Annotated in this window: 19 protein-coding genes and 1 pseudogene; 11 read left to right on the forward strand and 9 right to left on the reverse strand. The window is 72.8% G+C overall.

Annotated features, from left to right (window positions below):
* Window positions 1-82: 82 nt before the first annotated feature.
* The 3 genes from ACWCQK_RS26890 to ACWCQK_RS26900 all read left to right on the forward strand — a co-directional run bounded on the left by ACWCQK_RS26890 (window position 83) and on the right by ACWCQK_RS26900 (window position 1,567).
* Entirely contained in the window at window positions 83-463 is a 381-nt protein-coding gene (locus tag ACWCQK_RS26890) for a helix-turn-helix domain-containing protein (protein ID WP_451159103.1), read from the forward strand.
* 230 nt (window positions 464-693) lie between these two features.
* Window positions 694-1,164, forward strand: coding sequence for a Dps family protein (locus ACWCQK_RS26895; RefSeq protein WP_451159105.1), 471 nt, complete (start codon window positions 694-696; stop codon window positions 1,162-1,164).
* Window positions 1,165-1,288: 124 nt separating this feature from the next.
* A complete protein-coding gene (locus ACWCQK_RS26900; protein ID WP_451159107.1) occupies window positions 1,289-1,567 on the forward strand; it encodes a hypothetical protein in 279 nt (92 codons plus the stop codon).
* Here the strand turns inward: ACWCQK_RS26900 and ACWCQK_RS26905 are convergent.
* The 3 genes from ACWCQK_RS26905 to ACWCQK_RS26915 form a co-directional block, all read right to left on the reverse strand.
* A complete protein-coding gene (locus ACWCQK_RS26905; RefSeq protein WP_451159109.1) occupies window positions 1,515-2,279 on the reverse strand; it encodes an SDR family NAD(P)-dependent oxidoreductase in 765 nt (254 codons plus the stop codon). The two genes, ACWCQK_RS26900 and ACWCQK_RS26905, sit on opposite strands and share 53 nt — an antisense overlap.
* A gap of 32 nt (window positions 2,280-2,311) precedes the next feature.
* Complete coding sequence (locus ACWCQK_RS26910) at window positions 2,312-3,157, reverse strand: Fpg/Nei family DNA glycosylase (protein WP_451159111.1); 846 nt, start codon at window positions 3,155-3,157, stop codon at window positions 2,312-2,314.
* Window positions 3,158-3,597: 440 nt separating this feature from the next.
* Window positions 3,598-8,652: an ATP-dependent helicase gene (locus tag ACWCQK_RS26915; RefSeq protein WP_451159113.1), complete on the reverse strand. Its 5,055-nt coding sequence runs from the start codon at window positions 8,650-8,652 to the stop codon at window positions 3,598-3,600.
* Window positions 8,653-8,783: 131 nt separating this feature from the next.
* On the opposite strand from ACWCQK_RS26915, the gene ACWCQK_RS26920 reads away from it, so the two are divergent.
* From ACWCQK_RS26920 to ACWCQK_RS26930, 3 genes are read left to right on the forward strand one after another with little or no spacing between them, the layout of a single operon-like run.
* Window positions 8,784-9,764 (forward strand): AraC family transcriptional regulator, encoded by a 981-nt coding sequence (locus ACWCQK_RS26920; RefSeq protein WP_451159115.1) that lies wholly within the window; start codon window positions 8,784-8,786, stop codon window positions 9,762-9,764.
* A complete protein-coding gene (locus ACWCQK_RS26925; protein ID WP_451159118.1) occupies window positions 9,665-10,498 on the forward strand; it encodes an AzlC family ABC transporter permease in 834 nt (277 codons plus the stop codon). The genes ACWCQK_RS26920 and ACWCQK_RS26925 overlap by 100 nt, the downstream gene beginning before the upstream one ends.
* Window positions 10,495-10,803: an AzlD domain-containing protein gene (locus ACWCQK_RS26930; protein ID WP_451159120.1), complete on the forward strand. Its 309-nt coding sequence runs from the start codon at window positions 10,495-10,497 to the stop codon at window positions 10,801-10,803. Before ACWCQK_RS26925 ends, ACWCQK_RS26930 begins: the two co-directional genes overlap by 4 nt.
* A 10-nt stretch (window positions 10,804-10,813) precedes the next feature.
* Here the strand turns inward: ACWCQK_RS26930 and ACWCQK_RS26935 are convergent, their stop codons facing one another.
* Window positions 10,814-11,758 carry a hypothetical protein gene (locus ACWCQK_RS26935; protein WP_451159122.1) on the reverse strand — a complete coding sequence of 315 codons (945 nt, stop codon included), beginning with the start codon at window positions 11,756-11,758 and terminating at the stop codon, window positions 10,814-10,816.
* 80 nt (window positions 11,759-11,838) lie between these two features.
* Here ACWCQK_RS26935 and ACWCQK_RS26940 point away from each other — a divergent pair, with 80 nt between their 5' ends.
* Window positions 11,839-12,030 carry a DUF3046 domain-containing protein gene (locus ACWCQK_RS26940; protein ID WP_451159124.1) on the forward strand — a complete coding sequence of 64 codons (192 nt, stop codon included), beginning with the start codon at window positions 11,839-11,841 and terminating at the stop codon, window positions 12,028-12,030.
* A gap of 272 nt (window positions 12,031-12,302) precedes the next feature.
* Entirely contained in the window at window positions 12,303-13,613 is a 1,311-nt protein-coding gene (locus tag ACWCQK_RS26945) for an AI-2E family transporter (RefSeq protein WP_451159318.1), read from the forward strand.
* A 59-nt stretch (window positions 13,614-13,672) separates the two neighbouring features.
* Here the strand turns inward: ACWCQK_RS26945 and ACWCQK_RS26950 are convergent, their stop codons facing one another.
* Window positions 13,673-14,599, reverse strand: coding sequence for a hypothetical protein (locus tag ACWCQK_RS26950; protein WP_451159126.1), 927 nt, complete (start codon window positions 14,597-14,599; stop codon window positions 13,673-13,675).
* 350 nt (window positions 14,600-14,949) lie between these two features.
* Here ACWCQK_RS26950 and recA point away from each other — a divergent pair, with 350 nt between their 5' ends.
* The 3 genes and pseudogenes from recA to ACWCQK_RS26965 all read left to right on the forward strand — a co-directional run.
* Complete coding sequence (gene recA, locus ACWCQK_RS26955) at window positions 14,950-16,080, forward strand: recombinase RecA (RefSeq protein ID WP_451159128.1); 1,131 nt, start codon at window positions 14,950-14,952, stop codon at window positions 16,078-16,080.
* Between the two features lie 3 nt (window positions 16,081-16,083).
* Window positions 16,084-16,866, forward strand: a complete 783-nt coding sequence (gene recX / locus ACWCQK_RS26960; RefSeq protein WP_451159130.1) for a recombination regulator RecX — start codon at window positions 16,084-16,086, stop codon at window positions 16,864-16,866.
* A 552-nt stretch (window positions 16,867-17,418) separates the two neighbouring features.
* Window positions 17,419-18,072, forward strand: a pseudogene (locus ACWCQK_RS26965) (sugar ABC transporter substrate-binding protein); the annotation flags it as partial.
* A gap of 46 nt (window positions 18,073-18,118) precedes the next feature.
* Here ACWCQK_RS26965 and ACWCQK_RS26970 read toward each other — a convergent pair.
* The 4 genes from ACWCQK_RS26970 to ACWCQK_RS26985 all read right to left on the reverse strand — a co-directional run bounded on the left by ACWCQK_RS26970 (window position 18,119) and on the right by ACWCQK_RS26985 (window position 20,968).
* Window positions 18,119-18,517, reverse strand: coding sequence for a rhodanese-like domain-containing protein (locus ACWCQK_RS26970; RefSeq protein ID WP_451159132.1), 399 nt, complete (start codon window positions 18,515-18,517; stop codon window positions 18,119-18,121).
* Window positions 18,514-19,041, reverse strand: a complete 528-nt coding sequence (locus ACWCQK_RS26975; protein ID WP_451159134.1) for a cysteine dioxygenase — start codon at window positions 19,039-19,041, stop codon at window positions 18,514-18,516. The genes ACWCQK_RS26970 and ACWCQK_RS26975 overlap by 4 nt, the downstream gene beginning before the upstream one ends.
* Window positions 19,042-19,118: 77 nt before the next feature.
* Complete coding sequence (locus ACWCQK_RS26980; protein ID WP_451159136.1) at window positions 19,119-19,370, reverse strand: putative leader peptide; 252 nt, start codon at window positions 19,368-19,370, stop codon at window positions 19,119-19,121.
* Entirely contained in the window at window positions 19,367-20,968 is a 1,602-nt protein-coding gene (locus ACWCQK_RS26985) for an FAD-dependent monooxygenase (protein ID WP_451159138.1), read from the reverse strand. The genes ACWCQK_RS26980 and ACWCQK_RS26985 overlap by 4 nt, the downstream gene beginning before the upstream one ends.
* Window positions 20,969-21,035: the final 67 nt, after the last annotated feature.

The raw sequence follows: 21,035 nt of genomic DNA on the forward strand, positions 1-21,035 counted from the left end.
TCGCTCCCCGCACGGCCGCGGCGCAAGGCGGTACGGTGGGGCGTGAAGGATGCGGCTACGCGGTCCGAGGAGGGAGCCACCGATGATTCTGCTCCGTCGCCTGCTGGGTGACGTGCTGCGTCGGCAGCGCCAACGCCAGGGCCGTACTCTGCGCGAAGTCTCCTCGTCCGCCCGAGTCTCGCTCGGCTATCTCTCCGAGGTGGAGCGGGGGCAGAAGGAGGCATCCTCCGAGCTGCTGTCCGCCATCTGCGACGCGCTGGACGTACGGATGTCCGAGCTCATGCGGGAAGTGAGCGACGAGCTCGCCCTCGCCGAGCTGGCCCAGTCTGCTGCTGCCACTCCCAGTGAGCCCGTACCCACGCCGGTGCGCCCGAGGCTGGGTTCCGTTTCGGTGGCCGGCGTGCCGCCGGAGCGTGTGACCATCAAGGCGCCCGCCGAGGCGGTGGACGTGGTCGCCGCCTGACACCCACGGCTGTGGGCGCGTGACCTGACACACATGCGTGAGGCCCCGGCCGGGGCTCCTCCGGGTCGACCATCCGGAGGAGCGTGGCCGGGGCTTCCGCGTTTCCGTCGTGTGGGGATATGCGGCGGCGCGGGATTGTCGAGTGTGACTCTTTTGGGTCGGTTTGCCGGTATTCGGTGTGGCGGTCATGGTGGAAGCACATGCCAGGGCGAGCCCACGGAGGAAGCCGGATGAACGTCGTGAAGAGCCCGTTGTCCGACACGGACCTGAAGACGGTGTCCGAGGCGCTCCAGGGTGCGCTCGTCGACCTGGTGGATCTGTCGCTCGTGGCCAAGCAGGTGCACTGGAACGTCGTCGGCGCCCGTTTCCGTTCCATCCACCTCCAGCTCGACGAGGTGGTGGACAGCGCGCGCACGCACTCCGACACCGTCGCGGAACGGGCCTCGGCGCTGGGGGTGTCGCCCGACGGGCGCGCCACCACGGTCGCCGCCGGCAGCGGTATCGGCGTCGTGCCCGAGGGGTGGATCAAGGACGTGGACGCCGTGCGGGCGCTGGTCGAGGCACTGGGTGCGGTGATCACGCGCATGCGGGAACGGGTGTCCGCCACCGGCGAGGCCGATCCCGTCAGCCAGGACATCTTCATCGGGATCACGGCGGATCTCGAAAAGCACCACTGGATGTTCCAGGCCGAGAACGTCTGACGGGCGTGGTGCGCCTGTGTGCTGTCGGTGCGCCCTCCCGGCGCTCAGGGCGGCGATCTAGCGTCGTCCCGGTCGGGGCTGGACGGTTCGATTTCTGGCGTCGGTCTGGAGGTGGTGGCGCGCCATGGCGGCACGGATAGTGCGCTGGGGGGTTGTTCTCGGACTGGGGGCGCTCTGGTGGTGGGCCGTGCTGCGGCTCGCGCTCGTGCCGGGCGCGGGGGCACTGGAGGGAACGGTCGCGGCCGGGGGCTGGGGACTGAGTCTGCTGCCGGTGCACTGCATGCCCAAGGCGCGGGCGGTGGGGGCGCTCGGAGCGGGGCGATGGACGCAGGCCTGGCGCCTGGCCCCGGCTACCAAGGCATCGCCACCCCGCCGTTGGGACGCAGGATCTGACCCGTCGTGAAGGACGACGCGTCGGAGGCCAGATACAGCACGGCGTGGGCGACCTCCTCCGCCGCGCCGACCCGGCCCAGCGGTGACATCCGGGACATGAGCGCCTCGGTGTGCGCCTGGGCGGAGGTGTCGTGACGGTCGGTCATGGGTGTGCGGATCCAGCCCGGGGCGACCGCGTTGACGCGGATGCCGTCCCGGCCCAGCTCGGTCGCCAGCGTCTTCGTCAGCTGTACGACGGCCGCCTTGGCTGCGCCGTAGCAGAGCAGGCCGGGGCCGCCGGTGTCGACGGCGCCGGAGGCCATGGTGACGATGCTGCCCCTGGTGTTCCGGGCGAGCATCACCCTGGCCGCCTCCTGGCAGGCGTACAGCACGCCCTTGAAGTTGACGTCCAGCACCCGGTCGAGATCCTCGTCGAGGGTCTCCAGGACCGGGCTGCTGTGCATGATGCCGGCGATCGCGGCCATGACGTCCAGGCGGTCGCAGGACTCCACGGCCCGCTTGAGCCGCTCGCGGTCGGTCACGTCGAGGTGATGGACAGGGGCGGTGCCGCCCTGCTCCTTGATCAGCGTCGCCGTCTCGTGCAGGCCCTGCGCGTCGCGGTCCGCGCAGTGCACGGTGGCCCCTGCCTCGGCGAGCAACAGGGCGGCGGCGCGCCCGATGCCGCCCGCGGCGCCGGTGATGAATGCGGTGCGTCCGGTGAGGTCGTACGCCTTGACGGGCATGAGGGGACCGTACGAGTGTTTCTGACGGTACGTCAATTGGTTGGGCGGGGCCGGAATCGCCGGGCCGCGGAGGCGCTGCCCGGGGCCGGAGCCGGGCCCGTCTGACAGGTGGGGCACCAGTAGGTGGGACGCTCGCGGGAGCCGTCGCCCTGGTCGGCCACGTGGACGTGCGTGTGGCAGCGCAGACAGGGGCGGCGGGCCCGGCCGTACACGAACAGGTCCTGGCCGCGCCGGCCCGTGGTGTTGCGGACCTGGCGGTCGCGGTTCGCCTCCAGGAGCCTTTTGGCGAGGTCGGGCAGGACCGCCGCACGCTCGGCGGGCAGGGCGCCGACGGGGAGCCAGGGGGTCACGCCGAGGAGGAAGCACAACTCGCTCTTGTAGACGTTGCCGATGCCGGCCAGATTGCGCTGGTCGAGCAGGGCCTCGCCGAGGGAACGGGCGGGATCCGTCAGGAGGTTGGCCAGGGCCTTGCCGGGGTCCCAGTCCGGGCCCAGCAGATCGGGGCCGAGGTGGCCGACGGCGCGGTGTTCGTCGGTGGTACGCAGGAGTTCGAGGACCGGGAGGCGGTAGCCGACGGCCGTGTGCTCGGCGGTGCCCAGGATCACCCGGATCTGGTGGGCCGGGCCGCCGGTCCAGCGCAGGCCCGGGGCGTACACCTTCCAGGCGCCTTCCATGCGCAGGTGCGAGTGGAGGGTCAGGCCGCCTTCGACGCGGGTGAGGAGATGCTTGCCGCGCGGGGTGACGTCCAGGACCAGGCGGCCCGTGAGGTCGGCCGTGGCGTACTTCGGCACCCGCAGATCGGACCGGATCAGCACGCCACCGGCGAGAGCGTCGTGCAGTCGCCTGGCGGTCCGCCAGACCGTGTCACCTTCGGGCATGGGTCAAGGGTGGCACGACGGGGGCGGAGGGGAGGTGTGGTGGAGGGGGCACGGTGGGGGTGTGCGATGGAGGTGCGCGGTGGGGGTGTGCAGTGTGGGTGGGGGGTACGGGTCGGGGGAGCTGTGCGGCGGGGTGGTGCGGTGCTGTGGGGTGATGTTGTGGGGGTGGGTCCGGGTCGGGTTCGGCGAGGGTGAGCGGGTGGGTTCGGGCCAGGGTGAGTGTCAGGTGTAGGCGGTGGGTGAAGGGGCGGATGCAGCCGAGCTGACCGGTCGGGTGGGGGCGGCGGTGATCGACTGGGTGGGGCATGTGAGCGGCGGGGTGGGGTGGCGGTGACCGGTCGGACGCGGCGGGTGGTGACCGGGCAGGCGAGGGCGGCGGTGATCGGCCGGGTGTCGTCGGCGGTGGGCTGCTCGGTGCGGTCGGCCGCGGGGGCTGCGGTTCACGCGCGCAGGCGCAGGCCTCGGGGCGTGGCGATGAAACCCGCTCCTTCCAGGAGGGTGCCGAGGGGGGAGGTCAGGGCCGAGGCGCCGTTGACGCGCTCCACCGTGACCGTGCCGAGGGAACCCGCTCGCGCGGCCGCGGCGAGCGCCGCCGCGGCTTCCCGCAGCCGGGGGTCGTCGGTGGCCGTGCCGTCCGGGTCCTCGGGCCAGGCCAGCAGCGTCTTGCCACCGCGCTCCATGTAGAGCGCCAGGTCGCCGTCGACGAGCACCACCAGGGAGCCCGCCTTACGGCCGGGCTTGTGCCCGGCCCCCGTCGGAGGCTCGGGCCAGGTAAGGGCCGCGCCGTACGCGTTCGCGGGGTCGGCGGCGGCCAGGACCACGGCTCGGGACCCGGGGGCGGGAGCGGGGCGGGTGCGCCGGTCGGGAAAGCCGGATCCGGATCCGGAGCCGTACGGACGGCTGGGACCGCCTCGGGGGCCGCCGGCACCCGCTGGTGCGAAGTCGCGCGGCGAGATGTAGTCGCCGGGTGCGGCGAAGGCGTCCGGTGCGTGGCCGTCGAGGGCGTCCGTATACCTGAAGTCGCCGAGATCGCCGGTGTCGCCCGGGTGGGGCCGGCCGTCGGGTGTCTTGAAGGCGTCGGCGAAGTGGTCCCGCGCGCCGAACGGCTCGGCGAACGCGCCGTACGCGCCCGAGCCGTCGGTGATGTCACCGGGTGCGCCGAAGCCGTTGGCCGCGTCACCGGGCGCGCCGAAAGCGTCGGGGGAGCCGTTCGTGGGGCCCGGGCCGGGCAGCCTCTCGCCGCGCTCGCGGGCGTTGGCCACCGCGCGCAGGCGGTCCACCGCGCCGTCCATCGCGAACTGGGCCGCGCCGAGCCCCTCGACGACGTAGCCACGTCGGGTCTGCCCGTTGTCCTCGAAGGCGGACAGAATGCGGTACACCGCCGAGAACCCGCCCTCGACGCCCTCCGCGGAGACCGCGCCCCGGGTCACCACGCCATGCCGGTCGAGGAGGGTGCGGGCGAGGGCGTGGGCGCGCACCGTGGGGTCCGGGTCGCGCTGCGGGAGCAGGGACCAGCGGCCGGCGACGGTCGGCGGGCCGCCCCGGGAGGCGGGGCGGGCGGCGGCCGTCAGCGAGCCGTAACGCCCGCGTGGAACCGTGCGCTTGGCGCGGTGCGCGGTGGAGCCCGCGGTGCGCCCGGAGCCCAGCAGGGCGCGCATGGGTGTGAGGGTGTCGTTCGTGAGCCGGCCGGACCAGGCCAGGTCCCAGATCGTGTCGGCCAGTTGAGGGTCCGTGGCGTCGGGGTGGGTGGTGGCGCGGACCTGGTCGGCGATCTGACGGAAGAACAGGCCATAACCCCCCGAGAGGGTGCCCAGCACCGACTCGTGGAGTGCCGTCAGCTCCAGGGGGTGGGGCGGGGACAGCAGCAGCGGGGCCGCGTCCGCCAGGTAGAGGGAGATCCAGCCGTCCTTGCCGGGCAGTGCGCCCGCTCCGGCCCACACCACCTCGCCGGACGCGGTGAGTTCGTCGAGCATCGCGGGCGTGTAGTGCGCGACGCGGGACGGCAGGATCAGCTTCTCCAGGGCGGACGCGGGCACGGACGCGCCCTGCAACTGTTCGACGGCACGCACCAGTCCGTCGACGCCCCGCAGCCCGTGCCCCTTGCCGATGTGCTGCCACTGCGGGAGGAACTGGGCGAGCGCCGGTGGTGTCACCGGTTCCAGCTCGTGCCGCAGCGCCGCAAGGGAACGACGACGCAGCCGGCGCAGGACGGCCGCGTCGCACCACTCCTGGCCGATCCCGGCCGGGTGGAACTCGCCCTGGACGACCCGCCCGCCGCCCGCCAGCCGTTGCAGGGCGCCCTCGGTGACCGCCACGCCCAGGCCGAAGCGGGCGGCCGCCGTGACGGACGTGAACGGGCCGTGCGTACGGGCGTAGCGGGCGAGGAGGTCGCCGAGCGGGTCCTTGACCGGTTCCGTGAACGCTTCCGGGACACCGACCGGCAGCGCCGTGCCCAGGGCGTCACGCAGACGACCCGCGTCCTCGATGGCCGCCCAGTGGTCGGCGCCCGCGACACGGACCCGGATCGCGCGGCGAGCGGCGGCCAGCTCCCGCGCCCAGTGCGGTTCGGCGCCGCGCTCGACCAGGTCGTCGTCGGTGAGCGGCCCGAGCATGCGCAGGAGGTCCGCGACGCCCTCGGCGTCCTTGACGCGCCGGTCCTCGGTGCGCCACTGGAGCTCCCGCTCCAGCTCGGTGAGCACCTCGGCGTCGAGCAGTTCGCGCAGCTCCGCCTGGCCGAGCAGCTCGGCCAGCAGGCGGGAGTCCAGCGAGAGGGCGGCGGCGCGGCGCTCGGCGAGCGGTGAGTCGCCCTCGTAGAGGAACTGGGCGACGTATCCGAACAGGAGGGAGCGGGCGAACGGGGACGGTTCCGGGGTGGTGACCTCGACCATGCGCACCTTGCGGGACTCCAGGTCGCCCATCAGCTCGACGAGTCCGGGCACGTCGAAGACGTCCTGGAGGCACTCGCGGACCGCCTCCAGGACGATCGGGAACGAACCGAACTCGCTCGCCACCTGGAGAAGTTGGGCGGCCCGCTGACGCTGCTGCCAGAGGGGGGTGCGCTTGCCCGGACTGCGGCGCGGCAGCAGCAGCGCGCGCGCTGCGCACTCGCGGAAGCGCGACGCGAACAGGGCCGAACCGCCCACCTGGTCGGTGACGACCTGGTCGACCTCGCCCTTGTCGAACACGACGTCCGCCGCTCCGACGGGAGCCTGGTCGGCGTCGGCCGCCAGGTGTGAGGGAGCGCCCGCCTTCATGGGTGTCTGGTCGAGCAGGTCCAGGCCCATGAGGTCGGCGTCCGGGAGGCGCAGCACGATGCCGTCGTCGGCGTGCATGACCTGCGCGTCCATGCCGTACCGCTCGGAGAGACGGGCTCCGAGGGCAAGGGCCCAGGGGGCGTGGACCTGGGCGCCGAAGGGGGAGTGCACGACGACCCGCCAGTCGCCGAGTTCGTCGCGGAAGCGCTCCACGACGATCGTGCGGTCGTCCGGGACATGGCCGCAGGCCTCGCGCTGCTCCGCCAGGTAGGACAGCACGTTGTCCGCGGCCCAGGCGTCCAGGCCCGCGGTGAGCAGGCGCAGACGGGCGTCCTCCTTGGGCAGGGAACCCACCTCGCGCAGGAACGCGCCCAGCGCGCGGCCCAGTTCGAGCGGCCGGCCCAGCTGATCGCCCTTCCAGAACGGCAGCCGGCCCGGCACCCCGGGGGCGGGGGAGACCAGGACCCGGTCGCGTGTGATGTCCTCGATGCGCCAGGAGCTGGTGCCGAGCGTGAAGACGTCCCCCACCCGGGATTCGTAGACCATCTCCTCGTCGAGTTCGCCGACCCGGCCGCCGCCCTTCTTCGGGTCGGAGCCGACGAGGAACACCCCGAAGAGGCCGCGGTCGGGGATCGTGCCCCCGGAGGTGACGGCCAGGCGCTGGGCGCCGGGACGGCCGGTGACGGTGCCGGCGATCCGGTCCCACACCACGCGCGGGCGCAGCTCGGCGAACGCGTCGGACGGGTAGCGGCCCGCGAGCATGTCGAGGACCGCGGTGAACGCCGACTCCGGCAGCGAGGCGAACGGGGCGGCGCGGCGGACGGCGGTGAGCAGGTCGTCGACCTGCCAGGTGTCCATGGCCGTCATCGCGACCACCTGCTGGGCCAGGACGTCCAGGGGGTTGGCGGGCACCCTCAGGGACTCGATGGCGCCCACCCGCATCCGCTCGGTGACCACGGCCGCCTGGACCAGGTCGCCGCGGTACTTCGGGAAGACCACGCCGGTGGAGACCGCGCCCACCTGGTGTCCCGCACGGCCCACGCGCTGGAGACCGGAGGCGACGGACGGCGGCGACTCGACCTGGATGACGAGATCGACGGCGCCCATGTCGATGCCCAGTTCGAGGCTCGACGTGGCGACGACGGCCGGGAGCCTGCCCGCCTTCAGATCCTCCTCGACGAGCGAGCGCTGTTCCTTGGACACCGAGCCGTGGTGGGCTCGCGCGAGGACCGGCGGAGCGCCCTGGGCCGCCCCCGAGCCGCCCATGAGCTCGGCGGGCGAGTGGTGTTCATCGAGCGGCTCGCCGGTGGCCCGCTCGTACGCGATCTCGTTGAGCCGGTTGCAGAGCCGCTCCGCGAGGCGGCGGGAGTTGGCGAAGACGATCGTGGACCGGTGGGCCTGGACGAGGTCGGCGATCCGCTCCTCGACATGCGGCCAGATCGAGGGGCGCTCCGCGCCCTCGGAGCCGTCGGCGACCGGCGAGCCGCCCAGCTCGCCGAGGTCCTCCACGGGGACGACGACCGAGAGGTCGAACTCCTTGCCGGACTTCGGCTGGACGATCTCCACCTTGCGGCGGGGCGACAGATACCGCGCGATCTCGTCGACCGGGCGGACGGTCGCCGAGAGGCCGATGCGGCGGGCCGGCTTCGGCAGGATCTCGTCCAGCCGCTCCAGGGAGAGTGCGAGGTGCGCCCCCCGCTTGGTGCCCGCGACCGCGTGGACCTCGTCCAGGATGACCGTCTCGATGCCGGTCAGCGCGTCGCGGGTGCTCGACGTCAGCATCAGGAACAGGGATTCCGGGGTGGTGATCAGGATGTCCGGCGGGCGCGTGGCCAGCGCGCGGCGCTCGGCGGGCGGGGTGTCGCCGGAGCGGATACCGACCTTCACCTCCGGCTCGGGCAGCCCGAGGCGCACGGATTCCTGGCGGATGCCGGTCAGAGGGCTGCGCAGGTTGCGCTCGACGTCGACCGCCAGGGCCTTCAGCGGGGAGATGTACAGCACCCGGCAGCGCTTGCGGGGGTCGGCCGGGGGCGGGGCCGAGGCGAGCTGGTCCAGGGCGGCGAGGAAGGCGGCCAGGGTCTTTCCCGAGCCGGTCGGGGCGACCACCAGCACGTCCGAGCCCTCACGGATGGCCTGCCACGCGCCCGACTGGGCCGCGGTGGGCGCGGAGAACGCCCCCGTGAACCAGCCGCGGGTCGCGGGGGAGAAGCCGTCGAGGGCTCGGTGTGCGGAGCTGACCATGCGTCCATCCTGCACCCGACCACTGACAATCGCGCTGACCTGGGCGGATGTCCTCAGCGGGAGCATGTGCCGACGGGCCGATCGGCAGCTGCGGCGCCCGGCGTGGCTGAGACGTGGCTGAGAATGGACTCATGGCGGGCAAGGGGCTGACGGCGGATTCGGGTGAGCGCGCACGGCACTGGCAGTACGCGGAACTGCCGGGAGTCGATCTGCTGCGGGCCCGGTACGTGCGGAAGACCTTCGTACGGCACACCCACGAGAACTTCGTGATCGCCGCCATCACCGAGGGCGTGGAGGTCTTCCATCACGGCGGGGGTGATCAGTACGCGGGGGCCGGAGCGCTCGCCCTGGTCAATCCCGACACCCCGCACACCGGCCGGGCGGGGGTGCCCGAGGGGTGGCGGTACGGGGCGGTGTATCCGTCGCCGGAGGTCGTGGCGGAGATAGCGGCCGAGACGACCGTCATCCGGGGCACCCCGGGATTCGTCAGCCCCGTCCTCGACGACCCGTACACCGTCGGGCTGGTGCACCAGGTGCTGCGCGCCGCCGACGAGGGCAACGCGCTGGCCGCCGACACGCTGCTGAGGGTCGCGGTGACCCGGCTGCTCCGGCTGAACGGCGGGCCGCTGCCCCGGCGGGAGGTACGCACGGCGGGTGCCAGGACCGCGGCACGCGCGCGTGCGGTGTTGGAGGAGCGGATGTCCGGGCCGCCCACCCTGGAGCAGTTGGCCGCCGACCTCGGGACCAGCCCGTTCGCGTTGCTCCGGGCGTTCCGGGACGCCTACGGGATGCCGCCCCACACCTGGCTGACGGACGCCCGGGTGCGCCGGGCGCGACGACTGCTGGACGCGGGTACGGCGCCCGCGCAGGCGGCGCTCTCCGTGGGGTTCACCGATCAGCCCCACCTCAACCGTCACTTCGCGCGGATCGTGGGCGTGCCTCCGGGCGCGTACCAGCGCGAGCGCAAGAACGTACAAGACGCGCGGCGGCGGATGCTCCTACCGTCCGAGACGTGGCAGAACAGACAGCTCTCGCAGACACACCCGCCGAAGACACGGAGAAACCCGATGCCGCCGTCGTACGGGACGCCCTCGGAGTCGGGGTCGCCGTAGGGCTGTCCGGGTTCGCCTTCGGGGTGACCTCGGCCGGCAGCGGGATCACACCGGCGCAGACCTGCGTGCTGAGCCTGCTGGTGTTCACCGGGGCGTCTCAGTTCGCGTTGGTGGGGGCCCTCGCGGCGGGCGGTAACCCGCTCACGGCGGCCGCCGGGGCGTTCTTCCTGGGGGTGCGCAACGCCTTCTACGGGCTGCGTCTGTCGCAGTTGCTGGCCCTCCCGCGCGCGGTGCGCCCGCTCGCCGCCCAGTGGGTCATCGACGAGACGACCGCGGTGGCGCTGGCCCAGCCGACGCGGCGCGGCGCGCGCCTCGGGTTCGCCGTCACCGGGCTCAGCCTGTACGTGCTGTGGAACCTCACCACGCTGCTTGGCGCGTTGGGTGCCGAGGCCATCGGGGACACCGACGCCTGGGGCCTCGACGCGGCAGGGCCCGCTGTCTTCCTGGCGCTGCTGGCGCCCATGCTGAAGACCACCACCGAGCGGGTCGTCGCGGGCCTCGCCGTCCTGCTGGGCCTCGGCCTGCTGCCGGTGCTGCCCGCGGGGGTGCCGGTGCTGGTGGCCGCGCTCGCGGCACCGGTCGTCCTCTGGGCGGAGGGACGCCGCAGGGGCGGGGCGGGTGGTCTCGGGGAGACGGCGGAGACGGGGACGGCGGAGACGGCGGAGACGGTGAATACCGACGAGGTCGACGAAGCCGAGAAGGTCAGGACGAAGGTAGAGAAGGAGGATCGTTGAACACGTGGATCGCCATCGGTGTGACAGCCCTCGGCTGCTACGCCGTCAAGCTCGCCGGGCTCCTCGTCCCCGCCGGGGCGCTGGAACGCCCTCTTGTCAGACGGCTCGCCGCGCTGCTGCCGGTCGCCCTCCTCGCCGCGCTCACCGCCCAGCAGACCTTCGCCGACGGGCACGCGCTCGTGCTGGACGCCAAGGCGGCGGGGCTCGCCGCGGCGGCGGTGGCGCTCGTGCTGCGGGCGCCGTTCCTGCTCGTCGTCGCCGCGGCCGTGGTGGTGACGGCGGGGGTGCGGGCCCTGGGCGGCTGAGGCGACCCGCTCAGCCGATGGAACGGCCGTACGCCCTGAGGGTGCGCAGCGCCTCGACGGTCACCATCGGGCGGGCTTCCAGAGCGGTGCCGGGAGCCCACTGGCGCCAGCGCAGAGGCCAGCCGCCGTCCTCTCCCTGCTCGTCCGCGAGGAAGTCCAGGGAGCGGTTCATCTCCTCGTCGGTGAACCACGCGCGCGCGAGGGAGCGCGGGGTGCGGGCGTAGTCGTACGCGAAGTGGTGCTCACCAGGGGCGTAGCCCGGCGAGACGGGGTGCCGGTCGCGGCGGTCCGGGTCCAGGACGGCGAGGCGGTGCTCGCGCACCAGGCGGCCCAGGCGGTCGGCGGCCGCCTCCGCGCGCGGGCGGTCGGGAGCGGAGTCCAGGAAGGCCACGGCGGCCTGGATCTCGTAGGGGTGGGACTTCTCCAGGGACTCGATCTGGTGCCAGCAGAAGTCCGTGGCCCGGAACAGCCAGGCGTGCCACACCTCGTTGCGGTGCAGCAGACCCACCACCGGGCCGGTGGCGAGCAGTTCGCTGGGCGGGTCGTCCACGATCGTGAGGAAGGGGGCCGCCGGGTAGCCGCGCTGGCCGGGATGGATCGCCGGCAGGGCGCCGTCCGGGGTGGAGACGGCGGTCAGGTAGCGGCACACGCGTTCCACGCGCTGACCGCCGCAGCGCTCGATGGAGTCCAGGACGCGCAGGGCGTGCCCGGTGTGCAGCGGCTGGCTGACCGGGCCGCGAAGGTCGGGTTCCAGCGCGTGGCCGTACCCGCCGTCCTGGTTGCGGTACGCGTCCAGCGCTGCCTCCACCGGATCTGCGTCGCCGTTCAGGAAGTGGTACGCGAAGAGGCGCTGCTCCAGCACGCGCGCGGTGAGCCAGACGAACTGCTCGGCGCGGAAGAGCGGGGAGCGCGCCGAGGGCGTCGGGTGGAGTGGAAAAGCTCCTGTTTCGGACATGCGTCAGACCGTAGGACGGAAAGCGTTCTCGGCAAACGGTCCCGGCGTGGGCCCACTCTCAGGGGCGGGATACTGGAGTCATGCGGTTGACGGTCTTCTGGCAGCGAATGGCGGAGCACTTCGGTGCGGGCGCCGAAACCTTCGCGCGTGATCACGTGATGACGGAGCTCGGCGAGCGTACGGTCCACGAGGCGCTGGCGGCCGGCTGGGCGGCCAAGGACGTGTGGCGTGTGGTCTGCACGGTGATGAGCGTCCCGCAGGAAAAGCGCTGACCGGAGGCTGATCGGGAGCTGACCAGGGGACCGGCCGAGCACGGACCCGGGACTTCCGGATCGCCGGTCGGGGACTGACCCGGCGCCGGCCGGGCACCGGCCTGCGCACGAAGATCGCAGGACCGTGACCGATTGTCGGTGGCGTGAGTGAGACTTGGTCCGTGGCACCCACTGACGAGACCGGGCAGTCCGCCCGGCAAGCATCCCCGTTCGGAACGACACCGCCGAACCGGCCCCCCGCCGACGGCGACGGCGCCGGGCCGAACGCGCGCATGCCGCGCTGGCTGCCGCGTGCCATGGTGCTGGCGCTCTCCCTCATCGCCCTCTTCCAGCTCGGCAGTTGGGCCTTCCACCAGCTGACCGGGCTGCTGATCAACATGCTCATCGCGTTCTTCCTGGCGCTCGCCATAGAACCCGCGGTGAGCTGGATGGCGGCGCGCGGCATGCGCAGGGGGCTCGCCACCTTCCTGGTGTTCTTCGGGCTGCTGATCGTGACAGCCGGATTCATCGCGCTGCTCGGGTCGATGCTCGCGGGCCAGATCATCAAGCTGATCGAGGGTTTCCCGGACTATCTCGACTCGGTCATCAACTGGATCAACACCACGTTCCACACCGAGCTCAGACGGGTGGACGTCCAGGAGGGCCTGCTCCACTCCGACTGGCTGAGGAAGTACGCGCAGAACAGCGCCGCGGGCGTGCTGGACGTCTCCACGCAGGTGCTCGGCGGCCTCTTCCGGCTGCTGACGGTCCTGCTGTTCTCGTTCTACTTCGCAGCCGACGGGCCGCGACTGCGCCGCACCATCTGCTCCGTGCTGCCGCCCGCGCGACAGGCCGAGGTGCTGCGCGCGTGGGAGATCGCCGTCGACAAGACCGGCGGCTATCTGTACTCACGCGGGCTGATGGCCCTGATCTCGGGCGTCGCCCACTACATCCTGCTGGAGGCCCTGGGCATTCCGTACGCGCCCGTGCTCGGTCTGTGGGTCGGTGTGGTCTCGCAGTTCATCCCCACCATCGGCACGTATCTCGCGGGTGCCCTTCCCATGCTGATCGCCTTCACCGTCGATCCCTGGTACGCGCTGTGGGTGCTGATCTTCGTCGTGGTCTACCAGCAGTTCGAGAACTACGTGCTGCAACCCAAGCTGACCTCCAAGACCGTCGACATCCATCCCGCGCTCGCCTTCGGGTCGGTCGTCGCCGGTACCGCCCTGCTCGGCGCGGTCGGCGCGCTGATCGCGATCCCCGCGGTCGCCACGTTGCAGGCGTTCCTCGGGGCGTATGTGAAGCGGTACGCCGTCATGGACGATCCCCGGATGCACGGGCGCGGCAGACGCGGCACGGGGACGAGGACCGGGACAGGCGCCGGCCTGCTCACGCGCGCGAGACGCCTGCTGTGGGGACCGCAGGACACCGCACCGGGCGGGAACTCCGGGGTGGGCGGGCAACCTGGGCGGGGTACGGGCGGGCCGGACACGGACGCCGGGTCAGATAGGGACTCCGGGCCGGACACGGACGCTCGGCCAGACAGGGACTCCGGGCCTGGCGAGGACTCCGGGCCGGGTGGTGGGGGCGCCGACCGGGGCTGAGGTCGGGGCAGGGTGAGGTGCGTACGCGCGCGTGGTGAGAGGCGGAGGGCAGGGCCTGCTCAGTAGGTGAGGACGGCCCACACACCGGCGGCGGTGACGGAGGCGGCGTAGCAGCCGATCGCCACCGTCACGATCCGGCGCCGGACCGGCTCGCTCCACGATGTGCGGGAGAGCAGCCAGGCCAGCGCGGGCAGGACCAGGACCGCGTGCAGGCTGACTCCGTGCAGCGGCTTGAGCGGAGCCGTCGAGTGATACGCGGCCTCCTGGTGGCCGGTACGGGTGAGCACGACCCCGCGCGCGATCATCGCGGCGCCCGAGACCAGCGCGACGAGCAGGATCGCGAATCCGGACCGCACCGCCGACGGCATGCCCGCGGGGCCGGTCGGCCGGTGCCGGAAGGACACGACCGCGAACACGGTGAGCAGTCCCACGAGGACCGCGCCGCCCACCGCGAGCGTCATGGACACCGCCGTGTCGAAGGGCGTCTCCATGTTCAGGTGGGAGGGCACCCGGCGCCACGCCTGAAGCGTGATGCCGCCGACCTCCACGACACAGTCCACCGCGAAGACGGTCAGCAGCGCCGTGCGCGGCCGCCGTTCCATCCGTAGATACGACGTGACCCAGGCGATCGCGATGAGCGTCACGCCGAAGGACAGCCCGAAGGTCACGGGCTTGCGCCAGGAGACGGGCCCGTCCCACGGGCCGCCGTCGACGGCGAACACCAGGAGATGGACGAGGCCGGAGAGGACCAGGAGTACGCCGGTCACCCGGCAGAGGCGGTCCGCGACCGGGCTCTGGGAGTTGTGGAAGCCGCCGGTGCCGGCACCGGAGCCGGGGACGGCCCCGGGACCGGAGACGGGCCTGGGACCGGGGACGGCACCGGATCTGAGGGCGGCACCGAGGTAGGCGTCGGGCGTTTCCCGGTCGGCCCGTTCGCCCTCGCCGTCCTCGTGGCTGTCCCGCGCGGTCCTGTCGCTGCTGCTCATGGCCCGAGCCTGGCGGGAATGCCGGGTGCCGTCGTCGTCCGGCCGAAGGCAGTCGGCGTACGCCGTGAGGAGTAGCCGCCGGGTGGCCGGGAGAGCCAGGCGCGGGATCCCGGTCCTCGCCGGGGCGCGAACGTAGGCTCGGTGGTGGCGCGTGGTGCGCTTGACACGAAAATCGAACATCCATTCTCATGGAGTCTCCGGCAAGGCTCTTCGAAGGCGTTTCGGCCCGGTTTGACGGGAGAAATGCCCAAGTTATCCACAGGCGGGACCAGCGTCGGGGCGCATTGTCAGTGGCAGGCGTTAGCGTCTTTGACGTGAAGCGATCGACTCAAGCAAACCGGGTGGAACCCATGGCAGGAACCGACCGCGAGAAGGCGCTCGACGCCGCGCTCGCACAGATTGAACGGCAATTCGGCAAGGGCGCGGTGATGCGCCTGGGCGAGCGGCCGAACGAGCCCATCGAGGTCATCCCCACCGGGTCGACCGCACTCGACGTCGCCCTGGGGGTCGGCGGTCTGCCGCGCGGCCGCGTGGTGGAGGTGTACGGCCCGGAGTCCTCCGGCAAGACGACCCTGACCCTGCACGCGGTGGCGAACGCGCAGAGGGCCGGCGGACAGGTCGCCTTCATCGACGCGGAGCACGCCCTCGACCCCGAGTACGCGAAGAAGCTCGGCGTCGACATCGACAACCTGATCCTCTCTCAGCCCGACAACGGCGAGCAGGCGCTGGAGATCGTGGACATGCTGGTCCGCTCCGGCGCGCTCGACCTCATCGTCATCGACTCCGTCGCCGCGCTCGTCCCGCGTGCGGAGATCGAGGGCGAGATGGGCGACAGTCACGTGGGTCTCCAGGCCCGTCTGATGAGCCAGGCCCTGCGGAAGATCACCAGCGCGCTCAACCAGTCGAAGACCACCGCGATCTTCATCAACCAGCTCCGCGAGAAGATCGGCGTGATGTTCGGCTCCCCGGAGACCACGACGGGTGGCCGGGCGCTGAAGTTCTACGCCTCGGTGCGGCTCGACATCCGGCGTATCGAGACGCTGAAGGACGGCACCGACGCGGTCGGCAACCGCACCCGCGTCAAGGTCGTCAAGAACAAGGTCGCGCCGCCCTTCAAGCAGGCCGAGTTCGACATCCTCTACGGGCAGGGCATCAGCCGCGAGGGCGGCCTGATCGACATGGGCGTGGAGAACGGCTTCGTCCGCAAGGCCGGCGCCTGGTACACGTACGAGGGCGACCAGCTCGGCCAGGGCAAGGAGAACGCCCGCAACTTCCTGAAGGACAACCCCGACCTCGCCAACGAGATCGAGAAGAAGATCAAGGAGAAGCTGGGCGTCGGCGTGCGGCCGGAACCCGCCGCGGAGCCGGGCGCGGACGCGGCGGCCTCCGCGACCACCCCCGCGGACGACGCCACGAAGACGGTGCCCGCCCCCACCGCCGCCAAGACCGCCAAGACCAAGGCCGCGGCTGCCAAGAGCTGACCCGTGACACGACGAACCGACTGGGCTGAGTACGACCGCCTCGACGCTCCGCGGGAGCGGGACGGAGGAGGCGGCCACGGCGGCCCCGAAGGCACGGACGACAGCGTGAACGACGGCACGTACGGGGGTGAGCCGTCCCGGGGCGAGGGTGGCTCACCAGGACGCGGCGGACGCGGCGGACGCGGTCGTCGCCGACGGCGAGGCTTCGGCGAGCCGTCCGGCGACCCACAGGACGGAGGCCCCTCCTCCTCGTCGAGGGCCGAGCAGGGGGAGCCCCCGGGAGACCCGGCTGAGCGGGCGCGGGCGATCTGTCTGCGCCTGCTCACCGGGACCCCGCGCACGCGGAAGCAGCTCGCGGACGCCCTGCGCAAGCGGGAGATCCCGGACGAGGTCGCGGAGGAGGTGCTGTCGCGGTTCGAGGAGGTCGGACTGATCAACGACGGCGCGTTCGCGGGCGCGTGGGTGGAGTCCCGGCACCATGGCCGGGGGCTGGCCCGGCGGGCGCTCGCCCAGGAGCTGCGGACCAAGGGCGTCGACTCCACGTTGATCGAGGAAGCCGTCGGCCAGCTCGACTCCGAGCAGGAAGAGGCGACCGCGCGCGAGCTCGTCGCCCGTAAGCTGCGTGCCACCCGCGGCCTCGACCGCGACAAACGTCTCCGTCGTCTCGCCGGCATGCTCGCCCGCAAGGGCTACTCCGAGGGCATGGCCCTACGAGTGGTCCGGCAGGCACTGGAGGAAGAGGGCGAGGACACGGAGTCCCTCGCCGACGGGGGGTACGAAGGCTAGGTGCCTGGGGGCGCCGCTCCTTCGCGGCCTCACCCTTCCGGGCCCCACCCGTCCCGCCCTCGCGGAGCACCTCCCCGCACCTCGACCGGCAAGCCACGGCGTGTGCGTGTCACGGCGACGGGCGTGCGACGGCGACGGGCGTGCCGCCGAAGTCGGCATGTCACTGCGGCTGTCCCGGTACTGAGGTCGTTCCAGCATTGACGTCGTTCCAGCACTGATAGTCGTCCCGGCACGAAGGTCACGATCGCGGCTGTCACCGCGAACCTCCATGGCGACGCCGCCCGTATGGCCAGCGCCGCCACCGCCTCACCACTGATCGCCATGACCTGCGCCGCGGTGCGCCGTCGCCTCGTGCGCCGTCCTCGTCGTCCGGCCCACGTCGGCCACGCTGGGGGACGCGGCCCGTGCGGAGGCCCGCGAAGGCGTTCTCGTGGACCGGGTCGTCGCCCGCCCGGGGGCGGGGGAGCGTCCGGCCGCCGGCCGGCACGGCCCTGCCGAGCTGTCCGACACCGGAGGTCCCCGCGTCCGTGAGAGTCCTGTGTCGACGTCGACGCCCTCCACGCCGACATCGTCAAGGCGAAGGCCGCGGGCATCCCGGTCTTCCTGACCTCGGTCGTCCCCGCCGACACCTCCGATCTGCTCGGTGCCGTCGTGGTCGACCTGAAGAAGGTCGGCCGCCTCGACGCCGGCTGGATCGGCCAGGACGCGCACGGGCAGGACGTCCGGGTCGGTATCGTGGCGGGCGCCCCCGGCGCCACCTCCGACCTCCTTGTGAGCGGATTCAAAAGCGTCCTGCCGGCGAACGCGGAGGTCGTCGCGGAGGAGCCCGGCATGTTCGACCAGGGCAAGGCGCGGGACGTCGCCAGAAGCATGATCAAGGCACATCCGGACCTGGACTACGCCCTCGTCGCGAACGAGGAGACGGGGCTCGCCGTCCGCAAGGCCTTCGACGCGGCCGGCGCGGCGGACGTGAAGATCGTGACGGTCAACGGCACCGACGCGGCCTTGGCCGCCCTCAAGGACGGCCGCTTCTCCGCCCCCGTCTCCAACTCGGCCGCGGACACCGGCGCGTTGGCGGTCACGAACGCGATCTCCCTGCTGCGCAAGGACGAACGGGCCGACAGGATCGCCCAGGCACGCCTTCACCTCGTCACCAGGGAGAACGCGGACACGGCCCCGCTCTACCGCACCGCGGACGATTTCTGAGTGTGCCGCGGCCGGGCATCGAGCCGTGGGGGCGCGGCTCCGGCGTCTACGTCACCGGCAGCCCGGCCGCCTTCCACGCCTGGAAGCCGCCCGTCAGGTCGGTGGCGCGGCGCAGGCCCAGCTGGTGCAGGGACACGGCGGCCAGGCTGGAGGCGTAACCCTCGTTGCAGATCACGACGACGCGCAGATCGTGGCTCGTGGCCTCGGCGACGCGGTGGCTGCCCTGGGGGTCCAGGCGCCACTCCAGTTCGTTGCGTTCCACGACGAGGGCGCCGGGGATCAGGCCGTCCCGGTCGCGCAGTGCCGCGTACCGTATGTCCACCAGCAGTGCCTCGCCCGCCTGAGCGGCGTCGTAGGCGGCGCGCGCGTCGATCCGCTCGTAGCGCTCCCGTACCCGCTCCAGCAGTTCGTCGATGCCGGTCGGCCGGTCGCCGGCGCCGCTCACTGCCAGTCCTGCGGACGCTCGACCTGCTCCAGCCGCAGCACCGGGCCGGAACGGCTGTAGCGGCGGATCTGCGGCAGCGGCGGGTAGTAGGCGTGTACGGAGATCGCGTGTTCGTCGGTGGACTCGTTGAGGACCTCGTGGACGTGGTGGCGGCCGAAGGCGCGCCCCAGGCCTGCCGGAAGCCGGCGTTCCCGGTCCACGTCGTCGGAGAGTTCCAGGGTCTTCCAGCCGTCGGTGGGCAGGCGCGCGGCGAGTGAGTTCTCCTTGAGCTCGCCCCGCGCGGTGAGGAAGGCGCCGACCGAGTCGGCGTGGTCGTGCCAGCCGGTGCCCGTGCCGGGCGGCCAGCCGATCAGCCAGGCCTCACTGCCGCCGGGCCCTTCCAGGCGTACCCAGGTGCGGCCTTCGGGGTCCAGCGGAAGCGAGGTGATGAGCTCGGCGTCGGCGGCGGTGCGCCGTACGAAGTCCAGGAGGTCCGCCTGCGTGGGGGCCTGGACAGAGGCGGAGACAGAGGGAGCGACAGACACGTGCACCGTCCTGATCAGCGTTCGCGACAGCGCGCGGCGGCGCATGAGCGGCGCGCGCGGGTGGAGAGGGGGCGAAGTCAGCAGGACGGGCGACACACGCAGCCCGCGTAGCGGATGAGGTCCATGTGGACCCTCCGCCAAAGGCGTACGCAGGTGTCGGTCACGATTCGGAGTAGACCACGCCGGTACGGGGTGGTCAACTCACTGTCACTATGTGGACCGCGGCGCGACGGTGAGTCGCGGTCGCGGTCGAGTTCCGCGGTCGAGGCCCGCGTTCGCGGTCGAGGCCCAGGCCCGCGTTCGTGGTCGACGCCCGCGTTCGCGGTCATGTCGAGACGGAGCCGGCCGTCGCCTCCGCTCGGGACGGGCTGCCCAGGGTCGCCTCGGCCGCCGCGTAAAGGTCGGCCGGGCGTACCCCGTTCAGGGCGGTGACCAGGTGGCCGTCGGGGCGGACGAGGAGCACGGTGTGGGCGGCCGCCCCCGGATAGCTCTCGGCGACCAGCAGTTCGGCGGGATGCGGCAGCGCGGTCACCGCGGCGGCGAGCCGGGGCATGATCCCGGCCGTCACCCAGTGCTTGCGCTCCCACACGCCCGTGCCCGGCGCGATCAGGACGACCAGCAGCGCACCGTGGCCGAGCCGGTCCCGCAACCGTACGAAGGAACCGTCCTCAGCCGTCACCCGCACGTCCGTGACCTGGGCGCCGGGCGCGGTGTCGACGGGGACCTCCGCCTCCAGGTGCCGGGGCGCGAGCGGCGACCCGGCGTACCCCCCGGGCTCGCCCAGCGGGCCGCGGCCCAGGTGACCGTCCGTGAGCAGCGCCTCGTGGCCGCGGGCGGCGCCGGGGACGTAGGCCCGCAACCCGCCGCCGCCGCGCAGCAGCGGCAGCACCTGGTCGGCCGCGCGCAGCCGGGCGGCGACGACGGCGCGCCGCTCCGACTGGTAGCTGTCGAGCAGCGCCTCGTGCGGTCCGTGGTGCCAGGCGAGCGCCAGCTTCCAGGCGAGGTTGTCGGCGTCCCTGAGGCCCTCGTCCAGCCCCTGCGTACCGAGCGCGCCGAGCAGGTGGGCGGCGTCCCCGGCGAGGAAGACCCGGCCGGCGCGCCAGCGGCGGGCCAGCCGGTGGTGCACGGTGTGGACGCCGGTGTCGAGCAGTTCGTACGTCGGTGTGGAGCCGCCCGACCAGCCGGCCAGCGTCTCCCGGACCCGGGCCACCAGCAGGTCGGGCGTGACCAGGTCCTTGCCGGGCGGCAGCAGCCAGTCCAGCCGCCAGACACCGTCCGGCAGTGGACGTCCGGTGACCTCCCCGGCGGAGGGACCGGACATCCGCCACGGCGGCATCCGATGGAGCAACGCCTGGTCGGCCCAGGGAAGTTCCGTGCGCAGCGCGGCCACGGCGTGTCGCTCCACCGCCGTCCGGCCGGGGAAGCGGATGTCCTGGAGCTTGCGCACCGTGGAGCGGGGGCCGTCGCAGCCCACCAGGTAGCTGCCTCGCCACCAGGTGCCCTTGCCGCCACGGGTGTGGGCGGTGACGCCGGAGGGCTCCTGCTCGACGGTGTCGAGGCGGCTGTCCACGGCGACCTTGACGCGTCGTTCGTGGGTGAGGGCCGCGCGCAGGGCGTCGGTCAGTACGTGCTGGGCGATGTGCAGCGGGGCGGGTTCGAGGTCGTCGAAGGAGACCTCGCGCGTCACCTGCTTGCGCCGCAACGACCGCCATCCGGCCCAGCGGACGCCGGCGTCGGCGAGCCGAACCCCGGTCAGCCGCTCCACGAGCGCGGCGGTGTCCTCGCGCAGCACGACACTGCGCGCGAGGCGGGACTCGTCCTTGCCCGGGCCCTCGTCGAGGACGACCGAGGGAACCTCCTGGCGGGCCAGCGCGAGGGCGAGCGTGAGCCCCACGGGCCCCGCGCCGACGATGATCACCGGGTCCACGGCGCGGCGCCCCCTGCCCGTGGCGGCGTCCCCGGGGACGTATGCGAACAAAAGGCTGGAGCAGGGT

The sequence above is a fragment of the Streptomyces sp. NPDC002306 genome (genome assembly GCF_053593435.1).